The sequence below is a fragment of the Chryseobacterium arachidis genome (assembly GCF_900129245.1).
Taxonomy (GTDB): Bacteria; Bacteroidota; Bacteroidia; order Flavobacteriales; family Weeksellaceae; genus Chryseobacterium; species Chryseobacterium arachidis.
Map to the genome: position 1 here is coordinate 364,753 of NZ_FQUT01000002.1, position 24,550 is coordinate 389,302.

Annotated in this window: 25 protein-coding genes; 16 read left to right on the forward strand and 9 right to left on the reverse strand. The window is 35.0% G+C overall.

The annotated features are described in order from the left end of the window. Nucleotide 1 precedes the first annotated feature (1 nt). The 6 genes from BUA89_RS05410 to BUA89_RS05435 all read left to right on the forward strand — a co-directional run bounded on the left by BUA89_RS05410 (nucleotide 2) and on the right by BUA89_RS05435 (nucleotide 7,043). Complete coding sequence (locus tag BUA89_RS05410) at nucleotides 2-634, forward strand: hypothetical protein (RefSeq protein ID WP_072953804.1); 633 nt, start codon at nucleotides 2-4, stop codon at nucleotides 632-634. A gap of 10 nt (nucleotides 635-644) precedes the next feature. After that, nucleotides 645-1,505 carry a carboxylating nicotinate-nucleotide diphosphorylase gene (gene nadC / locus BUA89_RS05415; protein WP_072954294.1) on the forward strand — a complete coding sequence of 287 codons (861 nt, stop codon included), beginning with the start codon at nucleotides 645-647 and terminating at the stop codon, nucleotides 1,503-1,505. Between the two features lie 210 nt (nucleotides 1,506-1,715). Next, nucleotides 1,716-4,292: a TonB-dependent receptor gene (locus BUA89_RS05420; RefSeq protein WP_072953805.1), complete on the forward strand. Its 2,577-nt coding sequence runs from the start codon at nucleotides 1,716-1,718 to the stop codon at nucleotides 4,290-4,292. 94 nt (nucleotides 4,293-4,386) lie between these two features. After that, nucleotides 4,387-4,818, forward strand: coding sequence for a hypothetical protein (locus BUA89_RS05425; RefSeq protein WP_072953806.1), 432 nt, complete (start codon nucleotides 4,387-4,389; stop codon nucleotides 4,816-4,818). A 31-nt stretch (nucleotides 4,819-4,849) separates the two neighbouring features. Beyond that, nucleotides 4,850-5,842, forward strand: coding sequence for an aspartate-semialdehyde dehydrogenase (locus BUA89_RS05430; RefSeq protein ID WP_072953807.1), 993 nt, complete (start codon nucleotides 4,850-4,852; stop codon nucleotides 5,840-5,842). Nucleotides 5,843-6,047: 205 nt separating this feature from the next. Beyond that, nucleotides 6,048-7,043: a cation diffusion facilitator family transporter gene (locus tag BUA89_RS05435; protein WP_072953808.1), complete on the forward strand. Its 996-nt coding sequence runs from the start codon at nucleotides 6,048-6,050 to the stop codon at nucleotides 7,041-7,043. A 2-nt stretch (nucleotides 7,044-7,045) separates the two neighbouring features. Here the strand turns inward: BUA89_RS05435 and BUA89_RS05440 are convergent, their stop codons facing one another. The 3 genes from BUA89_RS05440 to xrtF all read right to left on the reverse strand — a co-directional run bounded on the left by BUA89_RS05440 (nucleotide 7,046) and on the right by xrtF (nucleotide 8,508). Next, nucleotides 7,046-7,321: a hypothetical protein gene (locus BUA89_RS05440; protein ID WP_072953809.1), complete on the reverse strand. Its 276-nt coding sequence runs from the start codon at nucleotides 7,319-7,321 to the stop codon at nucleotides 7,046-7,048. 232 nt (nucleotides 7,322-7,553) lie between these two features. Further along, nucleotides 7,554-7,991 carry an exosortase F system-associated membrane protein gene (locus BUA89_RS05445; protein WP_072953810.1) on the reverse strand — a complete coding sequence of 146 codons (438 nt, stop codon included), beginning with the start codon at nucleotides 7,989-7,991 and terminating at the stop codon, nucleotides 7,554-7,556. Continuing rightward, entirely contained in the window at nucleotides 7,978-8,508 is a 531-nt protein-coding gene (xrtF, locus tag BUA89_RS05450; RefSeq protein WP_072953812.1) for an exosortase family protein XrtF, read from the reverse strand. The genes BUA89_RS05445 and xrtF overlap by 14 nt, the downstream gene beginning before the upstream one ends. A 48-nt stretch (nucleotides 8,509-8,556) precedes the next feature. On the opposite strand from xrtF, the gene BUA89_RS05455 reads away from it, so the two are divergent. The 6 genes from BUA89_RS05455 to BUA89_RS05480 all read left to right on the forward strand — a co-directional run bounded on the left by BUA89_RS05455 (nucleotide 8,557) and on the right by BUA89_RS05480 (nucleotide 12,498). Further along, nucleotides 8,557-9,573, forward strand: a complete 1,017-nt coding sequence (locus BUA89_RS05455) for an aminoglycoside phosphotransferase family protein (RefSeq protein ID WP_072953814.1) — start codon at nucleotides 8,557-8,559, stop codon at nucleotides 9,571-9,573. Between the two features lie 44 nt (nucleotides 9,574-9,617). Further along, nucleotides 9,618-9,764 carry a GxxExxY protein gene (locus tag BUA89_RS05460; RefSeq protein ID WP_378127239.1) on the forward strand — a complete coding sequence of 49 codons (147 nt, stop codon included), beginning with the start codon at nucleotides 9,618-9,620 and terminating at the stop codon, nucleotides 9,762-9,764. Between the two features lie 43 nt (nucleotides 9,765-9,807). Continuing rightward, nucleotides 9,808-10,218: a RapZ C-terminal domain-containing protein gene (locus tag BUA89_RS05465; protein ID WP_083531612.1), complete on the forward strand. Its 411-nt coding sequence runs from the start codon at nucleotides 9,808-9,810 to the stop codon at nucleotides 10,216-10,218. 276 nt (nucleotides 10,219-10,494) lie between these two features. Further along, nucleotides 10,495-11,208, forward strand: coding sequence for a nucleotidyltransferase family protein (locus BUA89_RS05470; RefSeq protein WP_072953819.1), 714 nt, complete (start codon nucleotides 10,495-10,497; stop codon nucleotides 11,206-11,208). 8 nt (nucleotides 11,209-11,216) lie between these two features. Further along, complete coding sequence (locus tag BUA89_RS05475; protein ID WP_072953820.1) at nucleotides 11,217-11,969, forward strand: LOG family protein; 753 nt, start codon at nucleotides 11,217-11,219, stop codon at nucleotides 11,967-11,969. Between the two features lie 58 nt (nucleotides 11,970-12,027). Continuing rightward, nucleotides 12,028-12,498 carry a DUF6702 family protein gene (locus tag BUA89_RS05480; RefSeq protein ID WP_228420524.1) on the forward strand — a complete coding sequence of 157 codons (471 nt, stop codon included), beginning with the start codon at nucleotides 12,028-12,030 and terminating at the stop codon, nucleotides 12,496-12,498. 277 nt (nucleotides 12,499-12,775) lie between these two features. Here BUA89_RS05480 and BUA89_RS05485 read toward each other — a convergent pair whose 3' ends face one another. Both BUA89_RS05485 and BUA89_RS05490 read right to left on the reverse strand, forming a co-directional pair. Then, nucleotides 12,776-14,197 (reverse strand): M949_1556 family lipoprotein, encoded by a 1,422-nt coding sequence (locus BUA89_RS05485; RefSeq protein WP_072953824.1) that lies wholly within the window; start codon nucleotides 14,195-14,197, stop codon nucleotides 12,776-12,778. Nucleotides 14,198-14,222: 25 nt separating this feature from the next. After that, nucleotides 14,223-17,075: a carboxypeptidase-like regulatory domain-containing protein gene (locus BUA89_RS05490; RefSeq protein WP_072954297.1), complete on the reverse strand. Its 2,853-nt coding sequence runs from the start codon at nucleotides 17,073-17,075 to the stop codon at nucleotides 14,223-14,225. Between the two features lie 250 nt (nucleotides 17,076-17,325). Between BUA89_RS05490 and BUA89_RS05495 the strand changes: the two genes are divergently transcribed. Together BUA89_RS05495 and BUA89_RS05500 are read left to right on the forward strand one after the other, a co-directional pair. Beyond that, nucleotides 17,326-18,516: an endonuclease/exonuclease/phosphatase family protein gene (locus BUA89_RS05495; protein ID WP_072953827.1), complete on the forward strand. Its 1,191-nt coding sequence runs from the start codon at nucleotides 17,326-17,328 to the stop codon at nucleotides 18,514-18,516. A 50-nt stretch (nucleotides 18,517-18,566) separates the two neighbouring features. Beyond that, nucleotides 18,567-18,989: a DUF6146 family protein gene (locus BUA89_RS05500; protein WP_072953830.1), complete on the forward strand. Its 423-nt coding sequence runs from the start codon at nucleotides 18,567-18,569 to the stop codon at nucleotides 18,987-18,989. A 54-nt stretch (nucleotides 18,990-19,043) separates the two neighbouring features. On the opposite strand, the gene BUA89_RS05505 is transcribed toward BUA89_RS05500, so the two are convergent. Both BUA89_RS05505 and rho read right to left on the reverse strand, forming a co-directional pair. Beyond that, entirely contained in the window at nucleotides 19,044-19,640 is a 597-nt protein-coding gene (locus tag BUA89_RS05505) for a superoxide dismutase (protein WP_072953833.1), read from the reverse strand. Nucleotides 19,641-20,075: 435 nt separating this feature from the next. After that, on the reverse strand, nucleotides 20,076-21,911 hold the full coding sequence (gene rho / locus BUA89_RS05510; RefSeq protein ID WP_072953835.1) for a transcription termination factor Rho: 1,836 nt from the start codon (nucleotides 21,909-21,911) through the stop codon (nucleotides 20,076-20,078). A gap of 146 nt (nucleotides 21,912-22,057) precedes the next feature. Here rho and BUA89_RS05515 point away from each other — a divergent pair, with 146 nt between their 5' ends. Both BUA89_RS05515 and BUA89_RS05520 read left to right on the forward strand, forming a co-directional pair. Next, nucleotides 22,058-22,447 carry a DUF4293 family protein gene (locus BUA89_RS05515; protein ID WP_072953837.1) on the forward strand — a complete coding sequence of 130 codons (390 nt, stop codon included), beginning with the start codon at nucleotides 22,058-22,060 and terminating at the stop codon, nucleotides 22,445-22,447. A 306-nt stretch (nucleotides 22,448-22,753) separates the two neighbouring features. After that, a complete protein-coding gene (locus BUA89_RS05520) occupies nucleotides 22,754-23,674 on the forward strand; it encodes a M28 family peptidase (protein WP_072953840.1) in 921 nt (306 codons plus the stop codon). Between the two features lie 33 nt (nucleotides 23,675-23,707). Here the strand turns inward: BUA89_RS05520 and BUA89_RS05525 are convergent, their stop codons facing one another. Together BUA89_RS05525 and BUA89_RS05530 are read right to left on the reverse strand one after the other, a co-directional pair. Further along, entirely contained in the window at nucleotides 23,708-24,001 is a 294-nt protein-coding gene (locus BUA89_RS05525) for a hypothetical protein (RefSeq protein ID WP_072953842.1), read from the reverse strand. 3 nt (nucleotides 24,002-24,004) lie between these two features. Continuing rightward, nucleotides 24,005-24,550: a hypothetical protein gene (locus BUA89_RS05530; RefSeq protein WP_072953844.1), complete on the reverse strand. Its 546-nt coding sequence runs from the start codon at nucleotides 24,548-24,550 to the stop codon at nucleotides 24,005-24,007.

Here is a 24,550-nt window from a genome sequence, read left to right on the forward strand (position 1 = left end):
AATGAAACCTCTGAATTTAAATATTCTTACGACAGTCAATATTTTATTCTATTCCAGAATGATATTTTCATTGATTTGCGGTTTTACGTTATTACATTTTTGGGGAAAAGATGGAAAAATTAGCAGCTTTTCAAATCTCGTTATTCTTATCGTAATAATATTTTTAGGACTTCTTTTTGGATTGTATGGAGTAACGTTATTAAAAAAAATTGTTATTCCCAGATCCAAATATCCTTTAGTTTTAAATCTTTTATGCAATATGAGAGGTTTAGGAAAAACAGATTATTATGGAAGTTTAAAATTTGATCTAAATAATATAATTAAAGATAATAAGCTACGCTTAACTCTCTATTATGTTAATAATCCTCAATATCCAATTTTGACATTTAATAAAAATAAAATTCTTTATTATACTCAAGAATATGATTGGGATAATTTTAAATGGAACTATAAAACTATCCCTCAAGGAAGAGGAGAAAAGCAAATATTAGAATTTCAAGGTATTAATCGAAACAACACAAAAATAAAAGACAATATAGATTTTGAAAAAATAGATGCAAAAGAAAATGAAGTTCTTTTACTTTTTATAATTCATGATCTATTGTTTGGAAAAAGATCCTCCTTTTATTATTAAAATTAAAAATATGAAAAGACCATCATACGTTACAGATAAAGTTTTAAAACAGTTCATCAAAAATGCTTTGGAAGAAGACATTCAGGATGGTGACCACTCTACACTTTCTACAATTCCGAAAGAACTGGAGCAAAGTGCAAAATTGCTGGTAAAACAGGATTGTATTCTGGCCGGAGTTGAATTGGCTGAAATTATCTTTAAAACTTTCGATAAAAACTTAAAAGTTGAAACTTTCGTAAAAGATGGGGATGCCGTAAAGGTTGGAGACGTTGCTTTCATTGTAACAGGAAGTGCAAGATCAATTCTATCCACAGAAAGACTGGTTTTAAACTGCATGCAAAGAATGAGCGGAATTGCTACCCTTACGCATGACTGGGATTCCCGATTGGTCGGCACAAAAACTAAACTTTTAGATACAAGAAAAACCACCCCAAATTTCAGAGTATGCGAAAAATGGGCAGTCGCAATCGGTGGGGGAACCAATCACAGATACGGGCTTTATGATATGATCATGCTAAAAGACAATCACATTGATTATAATGGAAGCATTACGAATGCCGTAAAAATGGCTAAAGATTATATCAAAAAAAATAAAAAGAAACTGAAGATCGAAGTCGAAACCAGAAACCTTGAAGAAGTTCAGGAAGCCATTAACGCAAAAGTTGACAGAATCATGCTGGATAACATGGATGTAAAAACTATGAAGCAGGCAGTTAAGATGATCAATGGTATTTGCGAAACGGAAGCATCCGGTGGAATTACCCGTGAACAGCTAAAAGAAATCGCTTCAACTGGAGTTACTTATATCTCTGCAGGCGCATTAACACACTCAGCCTCGAATATGGATTTGAGTCTCAAAGCCGTGAAATAGCATTGAATTTTTAATAAAAATGAAGCCTTTTTGTTAAAAATTCAATAATGTGATTTTTTTCATACGAAATCTCAATTATTATTCAATGCATTGCAAATCAACAAATTAAACCTTATTAAGAACCAGTAAAAATTAACATACAGTTAATATTAGTTAAAATTAATTTCCTCAATTTTGCAGAAAATTTAAATCTAACTATTACTAACGATTATGAAATTAATCAACAAATCGATGCTAACTGCGATAATTACTTTATCTACGGCTAGCGTTTATTATGCTCAACAAGTTCAGGATACGGTATCGAAATCCAAAGACATTGAAGAGGTAGTATTAATAGGGGTAGCGGATATCGCTAAAGATAGAAAGACTCCTGTAGCAGTTTCTACAATCAAGGAAGCACAAATTGTTGAAAAATTAGGAAATCAGGAATTTCCTGAAATCTTAAACACAACTCCATCGGTGTATGCTACAAAAGCAGGAGGAGGTTTTGGAGACTCAAAATTAAATATTAGAGGTTTTAGCCAAAATAACATTGCCGTAATGGTGAATGGTATGCCAGTAAATGACATGGAAAATGGAGCGGTTTATTGGTCTAACTGGGCTGGACTTTCTGACGTAACATCTGCTATGCAAGTACAAAGAGGTCTTGGATCTTCTAAATTAGCTATTGCTTCTGTAGGAGGTACAGTAAACATCTTAACAAGAGCTGCCGACAAAAAACAAGGAGGTATCGTTTCTTTGGGAGTTGGTAATGATGATTATGTAAAAACACTATTTGCATACAATACTGGAAAATCTGCTAAAGGATGGTCTTCTTCATTCTTAATGTCTAGAACGGCAGGTTCTATGTATGCAGACGGAACTAAGTTTGAAGGATACAATTATTACTTCGCTGTAGGATATAAAAAACCTGGAGGAAAACACGATTTTCAATTTACTATTACAGGAGCTCCCCAGTGGCACAATCAAAGATCTTTTGCTATTTCAATTGCAAATTATATCAAATTCAATCCAGACCAAGATGGAACTCCAAATAGAAGATACAATTCAGATTGGGGTTACCTAAATGGAAGAGAATATTCCGCAAGAGTAAACTATTATCACAAGCCAGTAATGTCCTTAAACTGGGATTGGACAATGAATGAAAAGTCAAAACTTAACACTGTATTCTATGGATCTTTCGGGAGAGGTGGAGGAACAAATACAACGGGTACTGCAAATGGAGCAAACATGCAAAGCTTTAGAGACAATACTACCGGATTATATAACTTCGACAACATCTATGCTGCTAACCAAGCTTCAACGCCAGACAAAGGAGTTCTTATAAGAAATGCTTCGATCAACTCTCATAACTGGTTTGGTGTAATTTCAAGCTTTAATCACAAGATTAATGATAACATGAAATTCTCAGCCGGTGTTGACGCAAGATACTATTATGGTTATCACTACCAAGTAGTTAGTGATTTGTTAGGAGGATCAGGATACATTGATAAAAACAATAAAAATAATCCTGTTAATTTAGTTACTGCTACTTCTAAGGCTGAACCAACATGGAATCCTTTCGGAGGTAAAATTAATGATCTTTCTGAAAGAATCGGATATAATAATGATGGTGAAGTATTATGGTATGGTGCATTTGGACAATTTGAATATACAAACGATAAAATTTCTGCTTTTGTTCAAGGGTCAGTTTCTAATCAAGGATTCCAAAGAATTGATAACTTCATTATAGACGGAGTTACAAAATCCAAATTAGGTGAAACAATGAATACCAAAACAGGTTTCAAAAATCTATTTGGTTATAATGTGAAGGCTGGTATTAACTATAATATTAACGAACAACACAATGTATTCGGTAATATTGGATATTATGAAAAGCAACCATTCTTTAACGCTGTGTATAGAAGTAATGAGAATGTCGCATTTAAAGATCTTACAAATGAAAAAATCTTCGGTATTGAGCTAGGCTACGGATTTAGAACATCTAATTTCAATGCAAATGTCAACTTATATAGAACGACTTGGGATGATAGATATCTTAGAAGATCTAGTTTAAGAGATGTTGCAACAGGAAAAACTTTCTATGCTGAAATTAATGGATTGAATGAGCTACACATGGGAGTAGAATTTGACGCAAGTTATAACTTCAACAAATTCTTAACCCTGAACGGTATGTTCTCAGCCGGAAACTGGTACTATAGAGGTAATGCAACTGCAACTTTATTTGAAGACACAAGCAACTTACCGTTTAATTTCCCAGGTACTACAAGTAATGAAACGCAACTATATTTAGATGGTGCAAAAGTGGGTGAGGCTGCTCAAATTACCGCTGCTTTAGGAGCTACAGTAAGACCTGTAAAAAACCTAAGCTTTGATGCAACTTGGAGAAGTACAAATAATCTATATGCAAGTTTAGATACTTATAATTTTGCTATTAAAGCTAATGCTGATAGAGGTACATTGAAATTACCTAACTATAATTTATTTGATATTGGTCTTTCATACAGAATTAACCTAAATAATAAACAACAGTATTTCACAATTAGAGGTAACGTTTATAATTTATTTGATACAACATATATTGCAGAATCAAATACAAGCAACCATGTTAAACAACTGTCTGATTTTACTACAACCACAAGTGGTGGGGTAACAACAACTGCACAGCAAAAGTATGATGCTTATATGAATAACCCAGCTAACTTCTACAAAGGCTTAGATACTTCTAACCAAGTATTCTTCGGATTTGGTAGAACATGGGCAGCAACATTATCATTCAACTTCTAATTATTTAAAACATTAGATTTTATATAGATCAATCCCGGCTTTTCGCCGGGATTTTTGTTATATTTGTGGATTAGAAAAAAAGAAAAAATAGATTATGGATTTTTATAAGATTTTATTGAGTGCACACAAAGGATTTGGGTATTTAGAAATTCTTTTAGTAACCCTTTTTGTGATTGCACTTTTAACGACCATGTTCGGATTCAGTGGAAAAGTAAATAATTTCTTAAAGAAAACTACTCTTTTCACAATGATCTTCTTCCACGTTCAATTCTTATTGGGAATTATTATGTTGGTGATTAACTTTACAAAAGGCCTGGATATGGGCTCAGTAATGAAAAATGCAGATCTGAGATTCCAATATGTAGAACATCCATTTTCAATGTTGATCGCTGCGGTATTAATGACGATCGTTAACAAAAAAGTAAAAGTGAACCCTACCATTTCTTTAGGAATAGTGATTATGGGATTAATCGCTGTAGGCTTATTCGCATTCGCGTTCCCTTGGGCAAGAGTCTTTGGGGCATAAATATATTAACAAATAATTTTTAATTAAATCAATGAAAGTAGCTGTAGTAGGTTCAACAGGAATGGTTGGACAAGTTATGCTTAAAGTTCTCGAGGAGAGAAACTTCCCTATCACCGAACTAATTCCGGTAGCATCGGAAAGATCTATTGGTAAAAAGGTGAAGTATAAACAGGAAGAATTTACGATTGTAAGCATGAAAGACGCTATAGCTGCCAAACCGGATATTGCTATCTTTTCGGCTGGTGGTAGTACTTCTCTTGAATTCGCACCTCTTTTCGCGGAAGTTGGAACTACTGTGATCGACAATTCTTCAGCTTGGAGAATGGATCCCGACAAGAAATTGGTTGTTCCCGAAATCAATGCAGATGTATTGACAAAAGAAGATAAGATCATTGCAAATCCAAACTGTTCTACAATTCAGTTAGTAATGGTTTTAGGACCATTGAACAAAAAATATGATTTAAAAAGAGTAATCGTTTCAACGTACCAATCTGTAACAGGAACAGGTAAAGCTGCTGTTGACCAGTTAAACGGAGAAATCAGCGGAAACGATTCTATTGCTAAAGTATACCCTTACCAGATCTTCAAAAATGCATTGCCACATTGCGACGTTTTTGCAGATGATGATTACACGAAAGAAGAAATTAAATTAATGAAAGAGCCTAAGAAAATTTTAGGGGATGATACATTTAATTTAACGGCAACTGCAGTAAGGGTTCCTGTACAGGGAGGCCACTCGGAAAGTGTAAATATCGAGTTTGAAAATGAATTCGATCTTGATGAAGTAAGAAAAATCTTATCCGAAACTCCGGGAGTTGTGGTCATGGACAACGTGAAAAACAACGAATATCCTATGCCGCTTTATTCCGAAGGAAAAGATGAAGTTTTCGTAGGAAGGATAAGACGGGATCTGTCCCAGCCGAAGACCCTGAATCTTTGGATTGTGGCAGACAACCTGCGAAAAGGAGCGGCTACCAACGCAGTACAGATCGCAGAATATATTGTAGCAAATAACTTAGTTTAAACTAACAAAATAAAAAAGAGTCTCCAAAAGAGATTCTTTTTTTTATCAAATAATTATTCCATTGGGTGAATTTGGCTTTTATAGGTCGGAGTTAAAAAGTCCTGAAGGGACGGCCTTCTAAAGGATAGGATAAAATCCTATCAACATCAGAATTCAAACCCGGCGGCATTACCATTGAATATTCAAAAAAACATTGATCAAAAAAATGACAGCAAAAAAGATCAATAAAGACAAAATCGGATTTCAAAAACTCATCGCAGCTTTTGGAGTGATCCTTTTTATCGGAAAAATTATTGCATGGAAACTAACGGATTCTGATGCCGTTTTCTCGGATGCTATGGAAAGTATTGTGAATGTCATCAGCGCATTCATGGGGCTTTATTCCCTGCACCTTGCCGCAAAACCGAAAGATGAAGATCATCCTTACGGGCACGGAAAAGTGGAATTTGTAACATCAGGAATTGAAGGCGCCCTGATTGCCATTGCCGGCATCATGATTATCTATGAAGGTATTAACAGCCTTATCGTAGGGAAAGTCCTCAGCAAGCTTGATGTCGGAATCTGGATCATTGCTGCCACTGCCGTTATTAATTACCTTTTGGGCTATATCTCCATTAAAAAAGGCGAAACAGAAAATTCTTTGGTTTTAATCTCATCTGGCAAGCACTTACAGTCGGACACCATTACCACATTGGGAGTTGTGATCAGTTTAATTATTGTCTATTTTACTAAAATTTATTGGATCGATTCCGTTGTCGCATTGCTTTTCGGGCTTTACATTATATTCGTGGGGTACAAGATTATTCGGAAGTCTTTAAGCGGAATTATGGACGAACAGGACCCCGAGTTATTAAATGAAATTATCAGAGTCTTGGAAGAAAACCGCCGTACAGAATGGATTGACGTTCACAACATGAAAATCCAGCAATTCGGCGCCAGCCTCCACATTGATGCACATATTACCCTGCCTTGGTATTACAGCCTGCGTGATGCCCACAATGAAATGGAAAAAATGATTATCCTTTTAGCTAAAAATACCAAAAGAAGCGTGGAATTCAATTTTCATATGGACGACTGCAAACCTATCTCCTGTCCGGTTTGCCAGATTGCGGACTGCCCGGTTCGAGAAAAAGATTTTGTAAAAAGAATAATCTGGACTCCGGAAAATGTAACCTGTGCAGATAAACACACGATAGAATAAGTTTATTCTTGAATTCCCAAAGCACTTTTATAAATCCTGATTTCCTTTTGCATTTCATCCAATGCCTCCTTTTTTTCATTCAGCTCCCGGATAATATTGGCGTTTTCATTGAATGGAAGCCCCGCAGGATAATAATTGGTAAGTTCCTTCAGAAAATCATATTCCAAAGCTAAACCGATATTCCACAAAATCCCAAACTGTAACGACGGCTGTTTGAAATAATTTGCCAGAGAATTAGGGATTATCCCCATTCTTCTCGCTACCTCAGCCTGCGTCATTTTCTTCGTTTCAATTTATATTACACCATCTGTTGTGGTTTTTGAAATATCTTGATATTCGATTCGTCAGTTCGAGTATTTTTCGTAGCAAAGCGGAGAAAATGTATCGAGAACCTTTCAATAACAAAAAAAGTAAGTCAAAAGCTCAAGAACTTCTCAATACGATTTTTTTCAAAATCTCGAAGTTACGAACGGATATTATACCTATAAACTATAAATTGAAAAGTATTAGCTAAGTCGTTTTCTTCTCTATATGCTTTCTGTAATAAAACATCGGAATAATCAAGAGTAAAATTAAAGGTTGGATAACAAATCTTCTCATGTAAAAAGAAAAAAGATACCCCATCTCGAATCGGTCGTACACGCAGTACAGGTAGATTGGGAAAGTAATAATAAATATGATGCAGATTAAAATACCTCCCTGAATCGTCCACTGCTTGTTTCTGAACCAAAAGTGGATAATCACACATGAAAAAATAAGATTTAAAGCAAATCTGAAAAGGTGGCTGATGACTAATTTTCCTCCTTCAAAAGCCGGAACCGCAATATCCTTATCAGCTTCGTGGAAATATCCTAAAAAAGGATCATAAAAAAGCCTGTCTTCAAGGACTCTTACTCCTATCAGCCCAAATACACCGAGAATAACCAAAAACCAACTAAGAATTTTCATGTTTTAAGGCAAAAAATTTAATCCATATTAACCAAAGCAACACCACCGTCCCGTAGATGACCGCAGGAAATACGTAGTCGTGAGAAATTTTACTGTACTGGTTGTAATCAATCACCACCACATTAAGCCCAGCGATTCTTACCACATTCATGATGTAAAGCAGCATAAGGCCCCCCAATGCGAAAACAAATGTTTTTTTTCCTTTATAAAATGCGAAGACAAATGCCAGAAAAAGGATCATAACAGAGACCGCATTACAGCCTTCTACCATTACCGTAGGATACGTATTATTGATACGGAAGAAAACCTGCTCTCCTTTTACATCATCATACAAATCTGTAGGATACCCCAGAAAATTCATAATACTGCACACCTGCCCTGCAATGGTTCGGGAAAAAGGATCGAGCCCGGTTCCCTGGAAACTGTTCAGATAAAACTGATAGCCGAAAAGCAACACCAGATAAATGATGATGAAGCGCAGCAAAATTCCTAAAACAGGTTTAAAATCCTTTAGCATAATGCAAATATAGAAATTAGCCCGTAAATTACTATATTTGTTTCATCTATGAATCCTGAAAACGTCCAACGATTTTTTGAAAATTATACCAATAAAAAATCTTCTGAGTTCATCATTTTAGCTCAAAGCGGTTCCGCGAGAGTCAATTTTTTGGCTAAAACAGGACATGAAAAGTACATCATCACGTACAATGAAAATATTCAGGAGAACGAAAGCTTTTTATATTACTCGAAGGTTTTCTCAGATCTACACCTCAATACACCTACAATTTTTGCCATTTCTAATGACAGAAAAATATACATTCAGGAATTTTTGGGAGAGAATACCCTTTCGGAAATTATTGCTAAAGAAAATTTGTCTGAACATGTAAAATCTTTGGTAAAACAAACCCTCGAAAAACTGTATCGTTTACAAATCTCCACACAAGATAAAATTGATTTCAACCAAACTTTCGAATACGAAAGCTATGACGAGCTTCCGGTAACACACGACCTTTATTATTTTAAAAACTTCGTGGCAGATGTTCTGGAATTGGAATATCACAAGTCTACCCTGCTGAAAGAATTCAAGAAAATTGTCAGTCTCATCGAAAATCTTGAACCGAAAGGCTTAATGATTCGCGATTTTCAGGCAAGAAATATAATGGTGAATAACAAAAATGAAGTTTCATTCATCGATTATCAGTCGGCAATGCAAGGTCCGCTGATGTATGATGTCATCTCATTTCTGTTTCAGGCTAAAGCCAATTTCCCGGAAGATTTTAAAAATGAAATGCTTGAATTTTATATTCAGCAGTTTGAAAATAAAGAAACTCGAAATCAACTAAAAGACTCGGTGAAACCCATACAACTGATGAGATTTTTGCAGGTATTAGGCGCCTATGGTTTCAGAGGACTGATTCAGAGAAAGCAACATTTCATTGCAAGCATAGAAAAAGGAATTGAAAACATAACAGAATTTGCCCAAACCTGGGAACACATAAAAGATTATCCCGAGCTGGAAAAAGTGATAGGACAATTGAGTTTGGAGAAAACAAAGTTGAAAATTGAGGAGATATTGAAATAGTAAACCATTAAGATTCTTTTAAGCCGTTAAGAATATTAAGATTTATGACTAAGAAAAAAATTACACAATTATCTTATGAGATTACGGGCTTTGCAATTAAAGTTCATAAAACTCTTGGTCCAGGTCTTCTTGAAAGTGTTTACGAAGAATGCTTAAAAATTGAATTGGTCAGAAATCTTAATAAATCTTAAAACCTAAATAAACCTTAATGGTTCAAAAAAAATAAAAAAGAAAATGCTACACATCGACATACACAGTTTTTCGTATAAGAAAGGAGGAATTCCAAAGGATGAAACAGGAAACGGAGGAGGTTTTACCTTCGACTGCCGCGGAATTCTAAATCCCGGAAGAGTAGAAGAATATAAAATCCAGACCGGAAATGACATCGGAGTTCAGGAATACCTGGAAACAAAAACGGAAATGCCGAAGTTCTTAGAATTAATCAAAAGCTTAGTTTCGATTAATATCGATAATTATCTGGACAGAGGTTTTGAGAATCTACAAATCAATTTTGGATGCACGGGCGGACAGCACAGATCGGTATATTCGGCCATTAAAATTGCTCATTTTATTGAGGAAAAATACGGTGAAAAAGTGGAGATCAGCCTTCATCATGATGAACAGCACCAACTTAATCATCAATAATGAGTAATGTGCAATAAGTAATATTTTTAACTTCGTTAATTATTTACTTGTTATTATTCTTAAAGTCGGTTGTCTTTTTCGTCAGTTCGAGTGTTTTTCATAGCAAAGTGGAGAAAAAATATATCGAGAACAGATTGATCTTCAAAATTACAAATTTCTCGATACGATTTTTTTTAAAAATCTACTCGAAGAGACGAAATGCACAACAGATTTTATTTGTTATTTATATACAACACCGTTTTTATTACTCATTACCAATTACCATTACTCATACATATGAAAGCTCTAATTTTCGCAGCAGGAAAAGGTACAAGGCTGAAACCTTTTACTGATCATCATCCGAAAGCACTGGCAAAAGTGAACGAAGTTCCGCTTTTGGAAAGAAATATTAAATATTTAAAAAATTTCGGAATAAACGATTTTGTCATCAATATACACCATTTTGGAAATCAAATAGTTGATTTTTTAAACCAAAACAATAATTTCGGATGTAAAATAGAAATCTCCGACGAATCCGGAGAACTGCTGGAAACGGGAGGCGGCTTGATTTTTGCTAGAAAATTCCTCGATCATGGAGAAGATTTTCTAATCATGAACGCTGATATCCTGACCAATATCAATATAACAGAATTTGTAGAATATCATAAAAAGATAAAAGATTTTGCTACATTAGCTGTTTCGGACAGAGAAAGTTCGAGAAAATTATTATTCAATGATGATTTGGTTTTAAGAGGCTGGCTGAATGTACAGACCGGCGAACAAAGGCTTGCAGAGTTCAATAAAGGATTCAAGGCTTTGGCTTTTAGTGGCGTTCACTGTATTAATCCTGTTATCTTTGATAAAATAAAAAGAAAGGGCAAATTTTCTGTTATGGAAGAATATCTGGACCTGATGCAGACCGAGCATATCCACGGTTTTGTACACGACAGTATACTGATAGATGTCGGAAGACCGGAATCTATAACAGAAGCCGAAAAACATTTTAAATAATTTTTGCAATGGGAATTGAAGGAACCAGAGACGAAAGTTTGGTAAATCCTGAACTTGATATAAACGAAACGAAACTACAGAACAGCCTGAGACAGAAGAACTGGGACGAAACCATTACCAAAGACAGCTGGATGGTTTTCAAGGTCATGGCGGAATTTGTTGACGGCTATGAAAAGCTGGCCAAAATTGGTCCTTGTGTTTCTATTTTCGGATCTGCAAGACTGAAGCCTCAGAGCAAGTATTATAAAATGGCCGTAGAAATTGCGGAGAAAATTACCAAAATAGGCTTCGGAATCATCACCGGTGGTGGCCCCGGAATTATGGAGGCAGGAAATAAAGGCGCTTTTAATGCCCAGGGAAAATCGATCGGATTGAATATTGATCTTCCTTTTGAACAGCATTTTAACCCGTATATCAATAAATCTTATTCCATGAACTTTGATTACTTTTTTGTAAGAAAAGTGATGTTTGTGAAATATTCTCAGGGATTCGTTGTAATGCCGGGAGGTTTTGGAACTTTGGATGAACTGACGGAAGCTTTAACTTTGATTCAGACCAATAAAATCGGGAAATTTCCGATCGTTTTGGTAGGCTCTGAATTTTGGGGCGGATTATTAGACTGGTTTAAAGAAACCCTGCTCAAAGAAAAAATGATTCATGAGGAAGATCTTGACCTTTATCGTGTGGTAGATACTGCTGATGAAGCGGTAGCACACATTAAAGCGTTCTATGATAAATATTCCGTAAACGTGAATTTTTAATTGGCATATTATTTGTGACTTAAAACAGACAAGCATGATTGTAAATCTATTATTTAAGATGAAAAAATTTTTATATATATCAGGAATTTTAACATTTTTTGTGTTAATGAGTTTTGCGTATGTAGACTTTTTCTCTTCAATGACAAAAGTGGATTATCTTGACGGAAGCAAGACATTGAAGTTCACCACAAAAATGAATACAAATCATATTTCTGATGCTATTAAAATCAATCCTAACACAGCAGGATTTGAGGCAGAAGTAAAAAAATATGTAAACAATAATTTTGATGTGTACGTAAATGGCTCTCCCAAATCGATAACATTCACAGGAAGTCAGGTAAGCGGAGAAACAGTATGGGTGTATTATGAAGCCGGAGGGGTTTCAGATATCAGTACCTTAAAGATTAAAAACACGATCCTTCTAAGCGCTTTTCCTAAGCAGGTAAATATTGTTACTGTTGCTTATAAAGGAAGTCAGAAAGTCATGAATTTCCAGAGAGGAAAAGAAGTCAATGAAGTTTCTTTTTAAAAGATTAACCAATTAATACGAACCACTGCTGTTGCGGTGGTTTTTTATATTGAGTTTTTTAATATGGAAGTATACAAAAGATCAACTTTATTTAATTTATCTTAAACACAAAGTTTACAAAGTTTTTTCTACTAAATGTTTAAGTCTCATCAAGCCGTTCTCATTATAAAAGTTACTCTTATATTATTGCCTTACCTCCCTATTCTTTGAGCGGTTTGTAGATCAAATAAGAAAGACTGCCAAAGGCAGTCTTTCTATTAAATATTTCCAAGTTAAATTAGTTAACAGTAATATCATCTAATTGATATGTTGTCGTAATTCCGGAACTGTTTCCTTCATACTTAAATACTATAAATCCGTTACCTGTAAGAGAAGTAGGCAAACTGTAAGTTCCTGCCGATGTTAAAGTACCATAACCGCTTGTAGGGGTAGTAGGAATTGTAAAATTAGAAGTAATATCATTCAAAGTAGCCGTAGTAATTGAATTTCCAGGAGTATAATTTGTTGTTGTATATACTTTAAGAGCAGCTCCGTTGTAAAAACCTACATTTACTTTAAATGTTAATGTATTCGCCGCCGTAAAGTTTACAGGAACCATGAAATAGTTCGTGTATGGAGTATTTGCCGCCCCTCCATTAGCTGTCAACTGGATATATTTATTAGAGCTGAATGATTTCACCTGCCAATATCTATTACCAACATGTGCATAATTCAGATATTTAGGGAAATTATAATTATCAACAGCATAACCCTCAAAGTTCTCAGTAAATGCTCCTGAATAAGTAAGAGAAGTACCTCCTACAATCCCTTCTTCAAAACGGTCGCTTTTAAAGTTGATATCGCTAATTCCTCTAATTGCTCCTTGGTAAGTTGCATTAAAACGAGTCAAAACAAATGTAATTTCACCGCTCTTATCTGGGATTGGATATGCAGCCGGCTTAAAGAATGCATCTGTTCTAATGATTGACGTCCCCCCATAAATATCAATAATATTTCTGCTGGTATCAATATTATTTCCAGAAATATCAACACCCACTAATGGTTTTCCAATCTCAGTCTTTGTAAACTGCGCATTCTTAACTTTAACTAAAGTATTAATTAAATTACTATTACTGTCATTAAGATCAAAAAGATTTATTTCTCTAGGGACAAGAGTTGCAATTTCAAGACCTGCACCATTACAAACACCAGAAACATATCTACCGATAATAGATTCAGGGATTCTACCGATCGCATAATTAGGATCTTCTACACCAATAGTGATAGCACCCGCCGATTTTCCGATAAGCATTCCGTTTGCTTTAATTCTGATATGAGCTCCTATAGGATAATCTGTATAGTTCATAGACTTATTAAGCCCGATTGTTAAACCTACTGTCGGGTTTTCCGGCTTATCTTGGAAGGTAATTGTCTTATAGAAGTTTCCGTTTTCATCTGAAGAAACTACATATCCGTCAAAAATTACTGCAGGATGAGTTGCATCTTCAGCAGGAATTTTATAAACTGCTCCGGTATACACGTTAGAAGCCGCAGCAGGAGCCAAAGCAACTACATCAGCCATAGACATGGTAGGAGCAGCAAATTTATTATTACATACAATCTCCGGTGCATCCCATTTATCGTCGTGGATACACGAAATCTGAGCAACTCCTAATACAGCAGCTCCCAAACTAATCTTTAAGAAATTCTTTATATTCATTTTTTTTATTTCTATGGGTTATTTTTTAGAATCTAACTTGTAAGTTTACAAAATAAGAACGTCCCTGTGTGTACCAGTATTTTGGTGCAAAATTAGGATATTTGCTATTGTAATCATTTTCAAAATCTACGTTACCGTTTGAACTTCTGATCTGTTCAAAACCTCCTGTAATGTATTTTGTATTATCCAAAATATTATTAACAGATCCTGAAATCAGTACATAATATTTACCTAGCATCCAAGATTTTCCAACATTCGCATTCAAAAAGAAAGATGACGGAAGCTGAACCTGCCTCATGTAACGCTCAACTTTTGGATCATTAAGGTTTACGAAAGGTGTACTGCTGTTGTTATTTTGGATAAACTCGTCTGTTCTAAGGATCGCTGAAGGATCTAGATTGTTATCATCCATATAGTTCCAGCTCGCGCCAAACCACCAGTATTTAGGAGAGTTGTATCTGAATCCCGCAGAAAATGCTTTTTGAGCCGTTCCTCCCACTTTGAAATCCTTGATATACGCAGTTCCTAAATTAGCATAAGGAGCAGCCATTACGTCTGAAGAAATATATACATTCGGGTTGTTGGTATATTTATAATCTCCCCAGCTTGCTACCCCCTGCAATGATAAAGTTGGCAATACCTTAATATCAACACCAAGCTCGGCACCCATGTTACGCTTGTTCACATTAGACATGGTCTGTGTAACAAAGGCACTTGCCGTTTTATCTTCAGTACCACCGGTATCTGCATTATCAACACTGATTGTCAGTCCGTCTGCAAAGAATCTCTGAACGTTTGTATCGTTCTGTGTATTTACAATATAAGCTGTTGCTCTTAATTTTAAGAAAGGCGTAGACATTACATAGCTGATATCATTAGCGCTTACAACTGCATTTTTAATATTCGGTACAGAATAATTATTAGCTCTAGGATTGATGAAAATATCCTCCAAGAAAGGCGCCTGAGAAAAATAAGCTCCGTTGTAAACGAAGAAGTTTCTTCCGTTCAGTCTGTAAATAACCTGCCCTTTTAAACCGTAGTTCAAATAATTAAAGTCTTTGCTTTCCCCAAAAGAGTTATTTGGATATAAATAATTCTGGAACAATCCTTCTCTGTTGGAGGTAGAATATCCGAATAAAGCACTTGCAAAAATATCAAACTGCCCCATAGACATTTTAAGTCCTGGGTTTACTTTTACCTCCTGTCTTCTAAGAATATAATTGTAATTAATCTTATCTCCTACATGCTTTTGAGTTTCAGAATCGTTCATGTTGTAAAATCCTGAAGAACCTCTTTTATTTGAATCTGCAAAAGGGTCAACATTCAAAGCATAGTTAGCTCCTAACAAATCATTAACTTCTCTGTAATATTCAGATTTAAAGTTCTGATAAGAAACATTGAATAAAAATCTGGTATTATCATTAAAGTTATAAGTATAATGCGTTGCTGCATTAAAGATTTTATCATCACTTACATCATTTACCAGGAAATATTTTGCACTTCCGTTTGCACTGTTACGGTTAGCCGCATATAAGCTGTTCCAATTGATTTGAGTTACATCCTGATTGTTATTCATCCAATCAAGATTCGCCTGATCAAAACCTTCTTTTAGTTTTATATATGCAGCAGGATCAGTATTATTATGATAAGCATTGTAAGTAATACTGTTCTGATAATAGCTAGGTAATTTTTTATAGTACGTAGGAGAAGGATTTGTAGCGTTCTGCCAATCTAATCGTGACCCTTTATCTTTTCCGAATTGGTAAGAAACAGCAGTCCATAAGTTAGATTTTTTATTGATTTTCCAGAAATCCTGAAGCTGGAATATCGGCTGGAATCCTTTTCTCACCCTTTCACTTCTTTTTTCACCGTCTTGCCATCCCCAATAAGAGTTATAATGTACCCCTCTGTAATCATACACTTCCTGAGTGCTCGGGCTTGATGTAGATCTTCTGTAAGGAGAAGCAAAAGCATTGAAAGTCATGGTATGGTTATCATTGAATTTCTTTTCAACGCCTAAGTAGGTACCGTAAGCATCATAGAAAGTTCCTTCCTGAATTCCTTCTTCTGCCCATCTTTTAGCACCCATTACCGTAAATGCCCAACCTTTACGACTCATTCCTGAAGTATATCGCAAAGATACCCTTTGACGGTAATTTCTGTTGGTAATAGAATAGGTAGCCTGGAACCCTTTTCTGTATTCGCTGGCTTTTGTATTTTTATAAATTACACCACTGGCACCCCCGAAGGCGTATTCGGATGGTGAGTGATTGGTAGAAATTTCCGGATACCTTACAATTTCATTCAGTCCTCCCCAATTGGAAAAGTCTACATTTCCATTGTCAGATTTCACCATGGAAACCCCGTTCATCATATTTTCAGAAGTTCTTCCGTCGATCCCTCGTGGTCTGAACCAATAAAACCCTAAATCAAAGCTTGCAATTCTGTTGAAAACATCTTGGGAAGACTGTAATAAACCTACTGTAGAAGCTTGTCCGCTATTGCTGTCTTCATCGTCACTGCCTGCATTATCAATAATAGCTAAACCTTGATCCGCGCTTGTAAGTGCAGAATATAGGGTGATAGTTCCTAAATCCTTTTTCTTCTCACTGTCTATTACATCAAACTCCATTACTTTGGTTTCGTAATTTGGTTTTGTAATCACAATTTGATAATGCCCCGGCATCAAGTCTACAAACTGGAAGTATCCAATTTTGTCAGCCGTTACATCATTGTCCTTCCCTTTGAGATCTACTTCTGCCCTTTCGATAGGTTTTCCATCAGCATCCTTTAGATATGCAGAGACTGTTGTCTGTGCAAAATAGTATGAAGCTGGAAGCAAAGTAAATAAAGAGACTAATGATAGTTTTTTAATCATGAGTATATTTATTTTTTTAATACTTTTCCTGTTAATTTTCAACAGTTTAAAAGTTGGGGAGGCAAATTTAGTCAAATTTTACAATTTACAACTTTTTTAACGTTATTTTTTCTTAACACTGCAAGCTTTTAAGAATGATTATATAAAAAAACACCAATACCACAGTTTAAATTTACAAATATTTAAAATATGCTCAATTAAAAAAAAGTAAATTTGCAGATTAAATAATATTAACAATAATGCTAAGAGAATGAAGAAATTTTCGAGTTTATTTGCCATCGTTTTTTCAATAATGGCATTCTCACAACAACAAGGAAAACTGAGAAAGGTAGCTGCTGTAGGCTTTTTAAACGTAGAAAACCTTTGGGATACCATTCGCTCAGCAGATTATATAGACGGAACCAAAGATATCAAGAATCCTGCTTTTCACAGAAGCATCCCTATTGATTCTATTAAATTTTTAGAAGCAGAAAAATACGATGGACCCTGGAGTGATGGTGCTTTAATAGGCAAAAAAGCAGTTAGATATCAAAGCGGTGCAGACGAATTTACCCCCAAAAGCGGTAAAAACTACGGCACTAAAATCTACAAGACAAAATTGGCCAACGAAGCAAAAGTAATTTCCGAAATGGGTGCCCAGTACACTAAAACGGCACCGGCCGTTGTCGGTTTGATTGAGGTTGAAAACAGACAGGTCATTCAGGATCTTGTGAACGAACCTGCATTAAAAAAATATGATTACGGAATTATCCATTACAATTCCTACGATTACAGAGGGATTGATGTAGCATTGATCTATCAGAAAAGAAGATTCACTCCTACAAATTCATTAAAAAAAGAATTAAAAGTTTTTGGTGATGACGGAAAAAGAGAATACACGAGAGACATTTTAGTAGTTACAGGAATGCTGGATAACGAAAAAGTAGCATTTTTCATGAACCACTGGCCTTCAAGAAGAGGTGGTGAAGCGATCTCATTGCCTAAAAGAAATGCAGCAGCAGCTTTATTAAAACAGCAGATGGACAGTGTAAGGGCTGCCGATCCTTCAACAAAATTATTTGCCATGGGTGACTTTAACGATGATCCTGTAAGTTCAAGCTTAAAGAATCATTTAAATGCCCAGGCAAGTCCGAAAGATTTGAGCGAGACCAATCCTTATCTGAACCTGATGTACCCTTTATATAAGAAAGGTGTTGCTTCATTGGCTTATCAGGATGCACCGAATTTATTTGACCAGATTATTGTTTCCAAAAACTTAATTTCAGATCAGGTAACGAAAGAGTATTCTGTATACAAAGCAGAAATTTTTGCTCCGGCATACTTAGTGAATAAAGAAGGAAATTATAAAGGCTACCCTTTCCGATCCTGGAACGGAGACCAGTTTACAGGGGGCTATAGCGACCACTTCCCCGCATTTGTAATTCTCCAGAAAGAACCATAGATAATTTAGGCACTCATTTTGAGTGCTTTTTTATATAAATTGATAAGTTTATGAAAAATATAATCTTCTTATTAATAATTTCTCTTCTTCCATTTAATTGTTTAGCTCAAACTAATCCGAAAAATGATCAGGAAAAATCTGAAATGAAACCTTCAAAAAATGAGGATGGAGAATGGGATCTTACGGTGATCGATACCCAATTTGATAATTTTCTGAACGCTATTGCCAAACCTATCAGCCAATATTCCGAATCGTATTTGAAAACAAGAAACACGTTTTTGGTAAACGAATGGAATTCTTACTATTCTTCAGGACGATACCGAAACATCATCGAATCATCCATTGATTATGATCCGAAAGAAAATTACGGGGTAAAATTTGAATACAAATTGTATCAGGTTTTTGCGTATGTCAACTGGAAATATGGTTTAAAAATGAACGGACTTTCAGGCACCGACACAATAAGGCGTTAAAAACAAAAAGGTTCAGAGCAATTCTGAACCTTTTTGTTTATCAATAGTTAAAAATTATTTGTTGAATAATTCCTCTACCTTATCCCAGTTTACCACAGAGAAAAACGCTGCAACATAGTCAGGTCTTCTGTTTTGGTAGTTTAAATAATAAGCGTGCTCCCAAACGTCAAGTCCTAAAACCGGAGTTCCTTTAACGTCTGCAACAGGCATTAACGGGTTATCTTGGTTTGGAGTTGAAGATACAGAAATAGAACCGTCAGCATTTTTCACCAACCAAGCCCATCCTGAACCAAATCTTGTTTTAGCAGCATCAGAAAAATCAGTTTTGAATTTTTCAAGACCTCCGTAAGCTTCAATAGCAGCTTTCACGTTTCCAACAGGCTCGTTGCTTCCGCCTGGAGTTAAGATTTCCCAGAATAAAGAGTGGTTGAAGTGTCCTCCTCCATTGTTTCTTACCGCCGGTTTATCAGTACCAGTCTGGCAGATTTCTTCTATCGTTTTTCCTTCTAAGTCAGTTCCTTTGATGGCATTATTTAAATTGTCGATATATGCTTGGTGATGCTTAGTGTGGTGGATCTCCATTGTTTTTGCATCAATAGTCGGCTCTAATGCATCGTAAGCATATCCTAATTTTGGTAATTCAAATGACATAAGTTTTATTTTTAATGTTATTACTCAAATTTAGCCATAATTTAACCTATCTTCAAAAAATGAGGATTACTTTAATAAATCTTTAACATTGATATATTGATTTAGAATGAATTAAATTTTTAAATAATGAAGTTGAGGCTGAAAGATGGAGGTTTATTCTTGTCAAATCTTAATAAATATTTTTATAGTCGATAGCCACAAAGGCACAATTTATATAAAAGATACTGCTTTTAAGACGTAAGGATTTTTATCTTCGATAAAATTTAATACTGCAGAAGTTCTCATCAAAATACTCCACGACATTTTAATTATTATTTAAATTAAAAAAAAACAATTATTAAAACTTCCCGCCTCCAACATCCATCTTCCTATCTAAAAAAACCAAAAAGCACGAACATTTACTGTCCGTGCTTTCATTTAACAAAATTAAATTAATTATTTATTCATCGACATTAGGAATTCCTCGTTATTACGGGTACTTCTAATGTTTTTACTTACAAATTCCATTGCCTCTACAGGATTCATTTCAGAAAGATACTTTCTTAAAATCCACATTCTCTGAGAGGTTACCTCATCAAGAAGCAAGTCGTCTCTACGAGTACTTGAAGCTACCAAATCAATAGCGGGATAAATTCTTCTGTTTGCAATTTTTCTGTCTAATTGAAGTTCCATGTTCCCTGTCCCTTTGAATTCCTCAAAGATAACTTCATCCATTTTAGAACCCGTATCAATAAGAGCCGTTGCAATAATCGTTAAAGAACCTCCACCTTCAATTTTTCTTGCCGCTCCGAAGAATCTTTTCGGTTTATGTAGTGCATTGGCATCAACACCACCCGATAAAACTTTACCTGAAGCCGGAGTTACCGTGTTATAAGCTCTCGCTAATCTTGTAATTGAGTCTAATAAAATAACGACATCGTGTCCGCATTCCACCATTCTCTGGGCCTTCGCTAAAACAAGGTTGGCTACCTTCACGTGTTTTTCCGCCGCTTCATCAAATGTAGACGCAATCACTTCTGCATTTACACTTCTTTCCATATCGGTAACTTCTTCGGGACGCTCGTCGATCAGAAGAACCATCATATATACTTCAGGGTGGTTGGCTGCGATAGAATTAGCAATATCCTTCAACAACATCGTTTTACCTGTTTTTGGCTGGGCAACGATCATTGCTCTTTGTCCTTTTCCGATTGGCGCAATTAAATCAACGATTCTTGTAGACATCGTTGAATTATTTCCAGCCAGATTAAATTTTTCTTCAGGAAAAAGTGGTGTTAAATACTCAAATGCAACACGGTCTTTAATGAAAGCTAAATCACGTCCATTAACTTCTGTTGGTCTTAATAAAGAAAAATATTTTTCACCTTCTTTCGGAAGTCTTACGATTCCTCTTACCGTATCTCCGGTTTTCAAGCCGAAGTTTCTGATCTGTGCTGTAGAAACATACACATCATCGGGAGAAGAGATATAACTGAAATCTGATGAACGTAAGAATCCGTAATTGTCCGGTAAAATCTCCAAAACTCCTTCAATACTTACCATTCCGTCGAAACTGAACTCTTTTTTAGGTTCGTGGTGTTCCTCCGCTCTATCAGAATGTTGCTGTTGCTGCTTATTCTGATTTTGGTTCTGATTCGGATTCTGGTTTTGATTTCTATGTTGGTTTCCGTTGTTGTGCGGATTGTTGTGTTGTCCTTTTTGAGATCTGGCCTGATGCTGTTGAGGGTTGTTAGGCTTTTCTTCTGCGGAAGCAGATTCCTGAGAGTCTGTGTTTTTAGGAGCTTCTGTTTTTTCCTGAACGGTTTCTGTATTTCCTGTATTAGCAGGCGAAACTCTTTTTCTTTTTTGCTTAGTCTGTGCCGGTTGTGTTTTTTCTTCCGTCACTACTGCCGATTCAGATTTCGGTTCCTCTGGGTTATTTACATCAGAAACCTCTTTTTCAACTTCTGTTGCAGGTTTTTCTTCTGCTTTTGGTTTCGTTTCCGCCGGAGCCTTTGCTTCCGGTTTCGGCTTTGCTGCCGGTTTCTTGGGAGCAGCCTTTTTAGCAGGAGCCTTCGCAGGTTTTTCTGCTGATGTATCCTCAGTATTCATACTGGTTTCCGTGGTGTTGAAATAATCTTTTGCCACTTTGGGATTTGAAGCCTGAAAGTCAAGAATTGCAAAGATTTTGTCATTTTCAGTGCTGTTTCTTGCCACTTTAACGCCCAAATCTTTCAAGATTTTAGTCAACTCCGTTACGGATTTTGACCTTAACGTTTCAATGTTAAACATATTTAATGTAAAAAATGTAATTAATTGTGAATAAGAAAAGTAAGTCGGGAGACTGTTGTTTTCAAGTACATTCGTATAATGCAAATCTACACTTATTTTTGAATTGTGCAAAATTTATATTACTTTTGCCAAGTATTTAATATTCAATGCTACAAAGAATACAGACTATATGGACTTTTTTAGCAGTTTTGGCTGCAGCGTTCCTATTTATTACAGGGCAGGACGTTATCATTTCTGATAGCCTTCCTTTAATAAATATCGGATGTATTGTCCTTGTTTTGGTTGGATTACTGAGTGTATTCAGCTTTAAAAACAGAAAAAGACAAATTTTGCTGAACAATATCAGCATCATTATAAACGCTTTGTTGATTGGTGTATCAATTTACTGGGTACTAAAATTATCCGGAGGAATCCAAATTCCTGAGAAGGGTATTGAGCCAATTTTCCCATTGATTGCGATTATCTGTCTGCTTATTGCAAACATATATATCAAAAAAGATGAGAGGCTCGTAAAATCTGTAGACAGACTTCGATAACCTTACAACGATTTTTTGAGTGAGAACAGCTTCTTTTTAGGAGCTGTTTTTTATTTTTTGCTCTTTTTTCTGCCACGAATTGCACTAATTTTCACTAATACTTATATAAAAATTATTTCTAAGTTTAAAAAATTATGCGCAATCATCTGCGTTATCTGCTAAATCTGCGAGAATTTATAAAAAAGCCTTGTCAAGGTTTGAAACCTTGACAAGGCTATAAAAATTAGTGCATTCGTGGCAAAAAAGAAATTTCACTGCAACATTTCCGTTTAAACTGCGACAGATTATTTATAAATTTTATTTAAAATGAAAAAACTAACCTATCTTACCTTTTCACTGTTCTCCATTTTCTCTTTTGCACAGGAGGTTTCAAAAGAAAGACTACATACAGTTTTGGAAACCTTGGCTTCAGACGAAATGAAAGGCCGGGAAATCGGAACCACTGAAAATGATAGTGCCGCCAATTATATTGCCAAACTTTTCAAAGAAAACAATTTGGAGTACTGCACGGGAAATTCTTATTTAGTTCCATTTGATTATAAAGGAAAAACAGCTTATAATGTTTGTGGTGTTAAGAAAGGAAAAACCGATAAATATTTAGGCTTTTCCGGACATTTCGATCACATCGGAATGAGTAAAGATCCTAAAGACAATATCTACAACGGGGCGGATGATGATGCCAGCGGAATTACAACTTTGGTAGGAATTGCAGATTATTTCAAAGATAAAAAACCGGATTTCTCAATGGTTTTCATGGCTTTTAATGGAGAAGAAAAAGGAATGTTGGGTTCAAAAGCTATTTCCAAAGATCAAAATCTGGATAAAATTTATAATAACATGACTACCCTTTTCAATTTTGAAATGGTGGCAACAGAATCTGCATTCGGCAAAAATGCTTTATTCATGACGGGTGATGAGTTTTCTGATCTGGATGAATTATTCAACAAAAATGCAGCGAACGGTTTAAAAATAAATCCGGATCCTTATGCTTCAGAACAATTATTTTACAGGTCTGATAATGTAAACTTCGTTAAAAAGAAAATCATTGCACACTCTTTTTCAACGGTTGATATGACGAAAGTAACACATTATCACCACGAAAATGATGATATTAATGTTGTAGATTTTGATAACTTAACGCAAATTGTAAATAATTTCGGAAAGACTTTAGAAAAACTGAATCCGAAGAATTTTACTCCGAAATATAATGAGAAAGTGAAATTTTAAATAATTAAAACCGCCAAATTGGCGGTTTTAATTTTATCTGGGATATCTTCCTGATTCGTACTCTTTTATATAAAACTCAAGATTATGAGCAGTTCCAAATTCAATTATTTTTCCTGTTTTATTTTCAACCAAAAAAGGTGCACTTCCTAACAGTTTGTAAATTGAGTTTTTAGTCTCATAATAAATTTTGGAGTGATATATGAAATATATTCCGTAAGGCTTTTTAATCATTAGTTCTTCTGGAGCAATTAAAGTTTCCCCTACTTCGTCTTCAAGACTCGTAACATAATCATTTGCGATTTTTATTATTTCTTTTTCTGTAAGCATATTTTATCTCATATGTATATGATACTTATCATTGACTTTCAATCTAAAGCTATTTCCTGTAATTTCAATAAAATCAATAGGGCTATTATTCAACGTATATCTTGTTATTGAACCATTATCTGTTTTTTGATATGTTTTTCCTTCCAATTCATTTTCAATAATCTTAGAGACGTCAATATTTTTTTTAAAATTAAAAATTCGATCACTTGTATAACTGTAACCGTCCTTGTCTTTTTTTGATTGTTCTTTAAGAGTCAATATATCTTTTCTTATAAAATATTTTCCATCAACAACAGAGTAATTATTTATTATTTGTATATGATCTGACGCCTCACCATTGGAAAGCCATCCGAACCAGTAATTTTTTGGATAATGATCTTTATAACAAATAATGTAAAACTTAATTAACTCATCTGTTGAACAGATTTTTAAATATTCTTTACATTTAGCATATTCGGGTGCCCATTGTTGTTGAAAAGGATCTATTTTCCCTAACCATTTATATGGGTTAGGTAACCATAAAAAATCTAATTTTAAATTTGATATCAT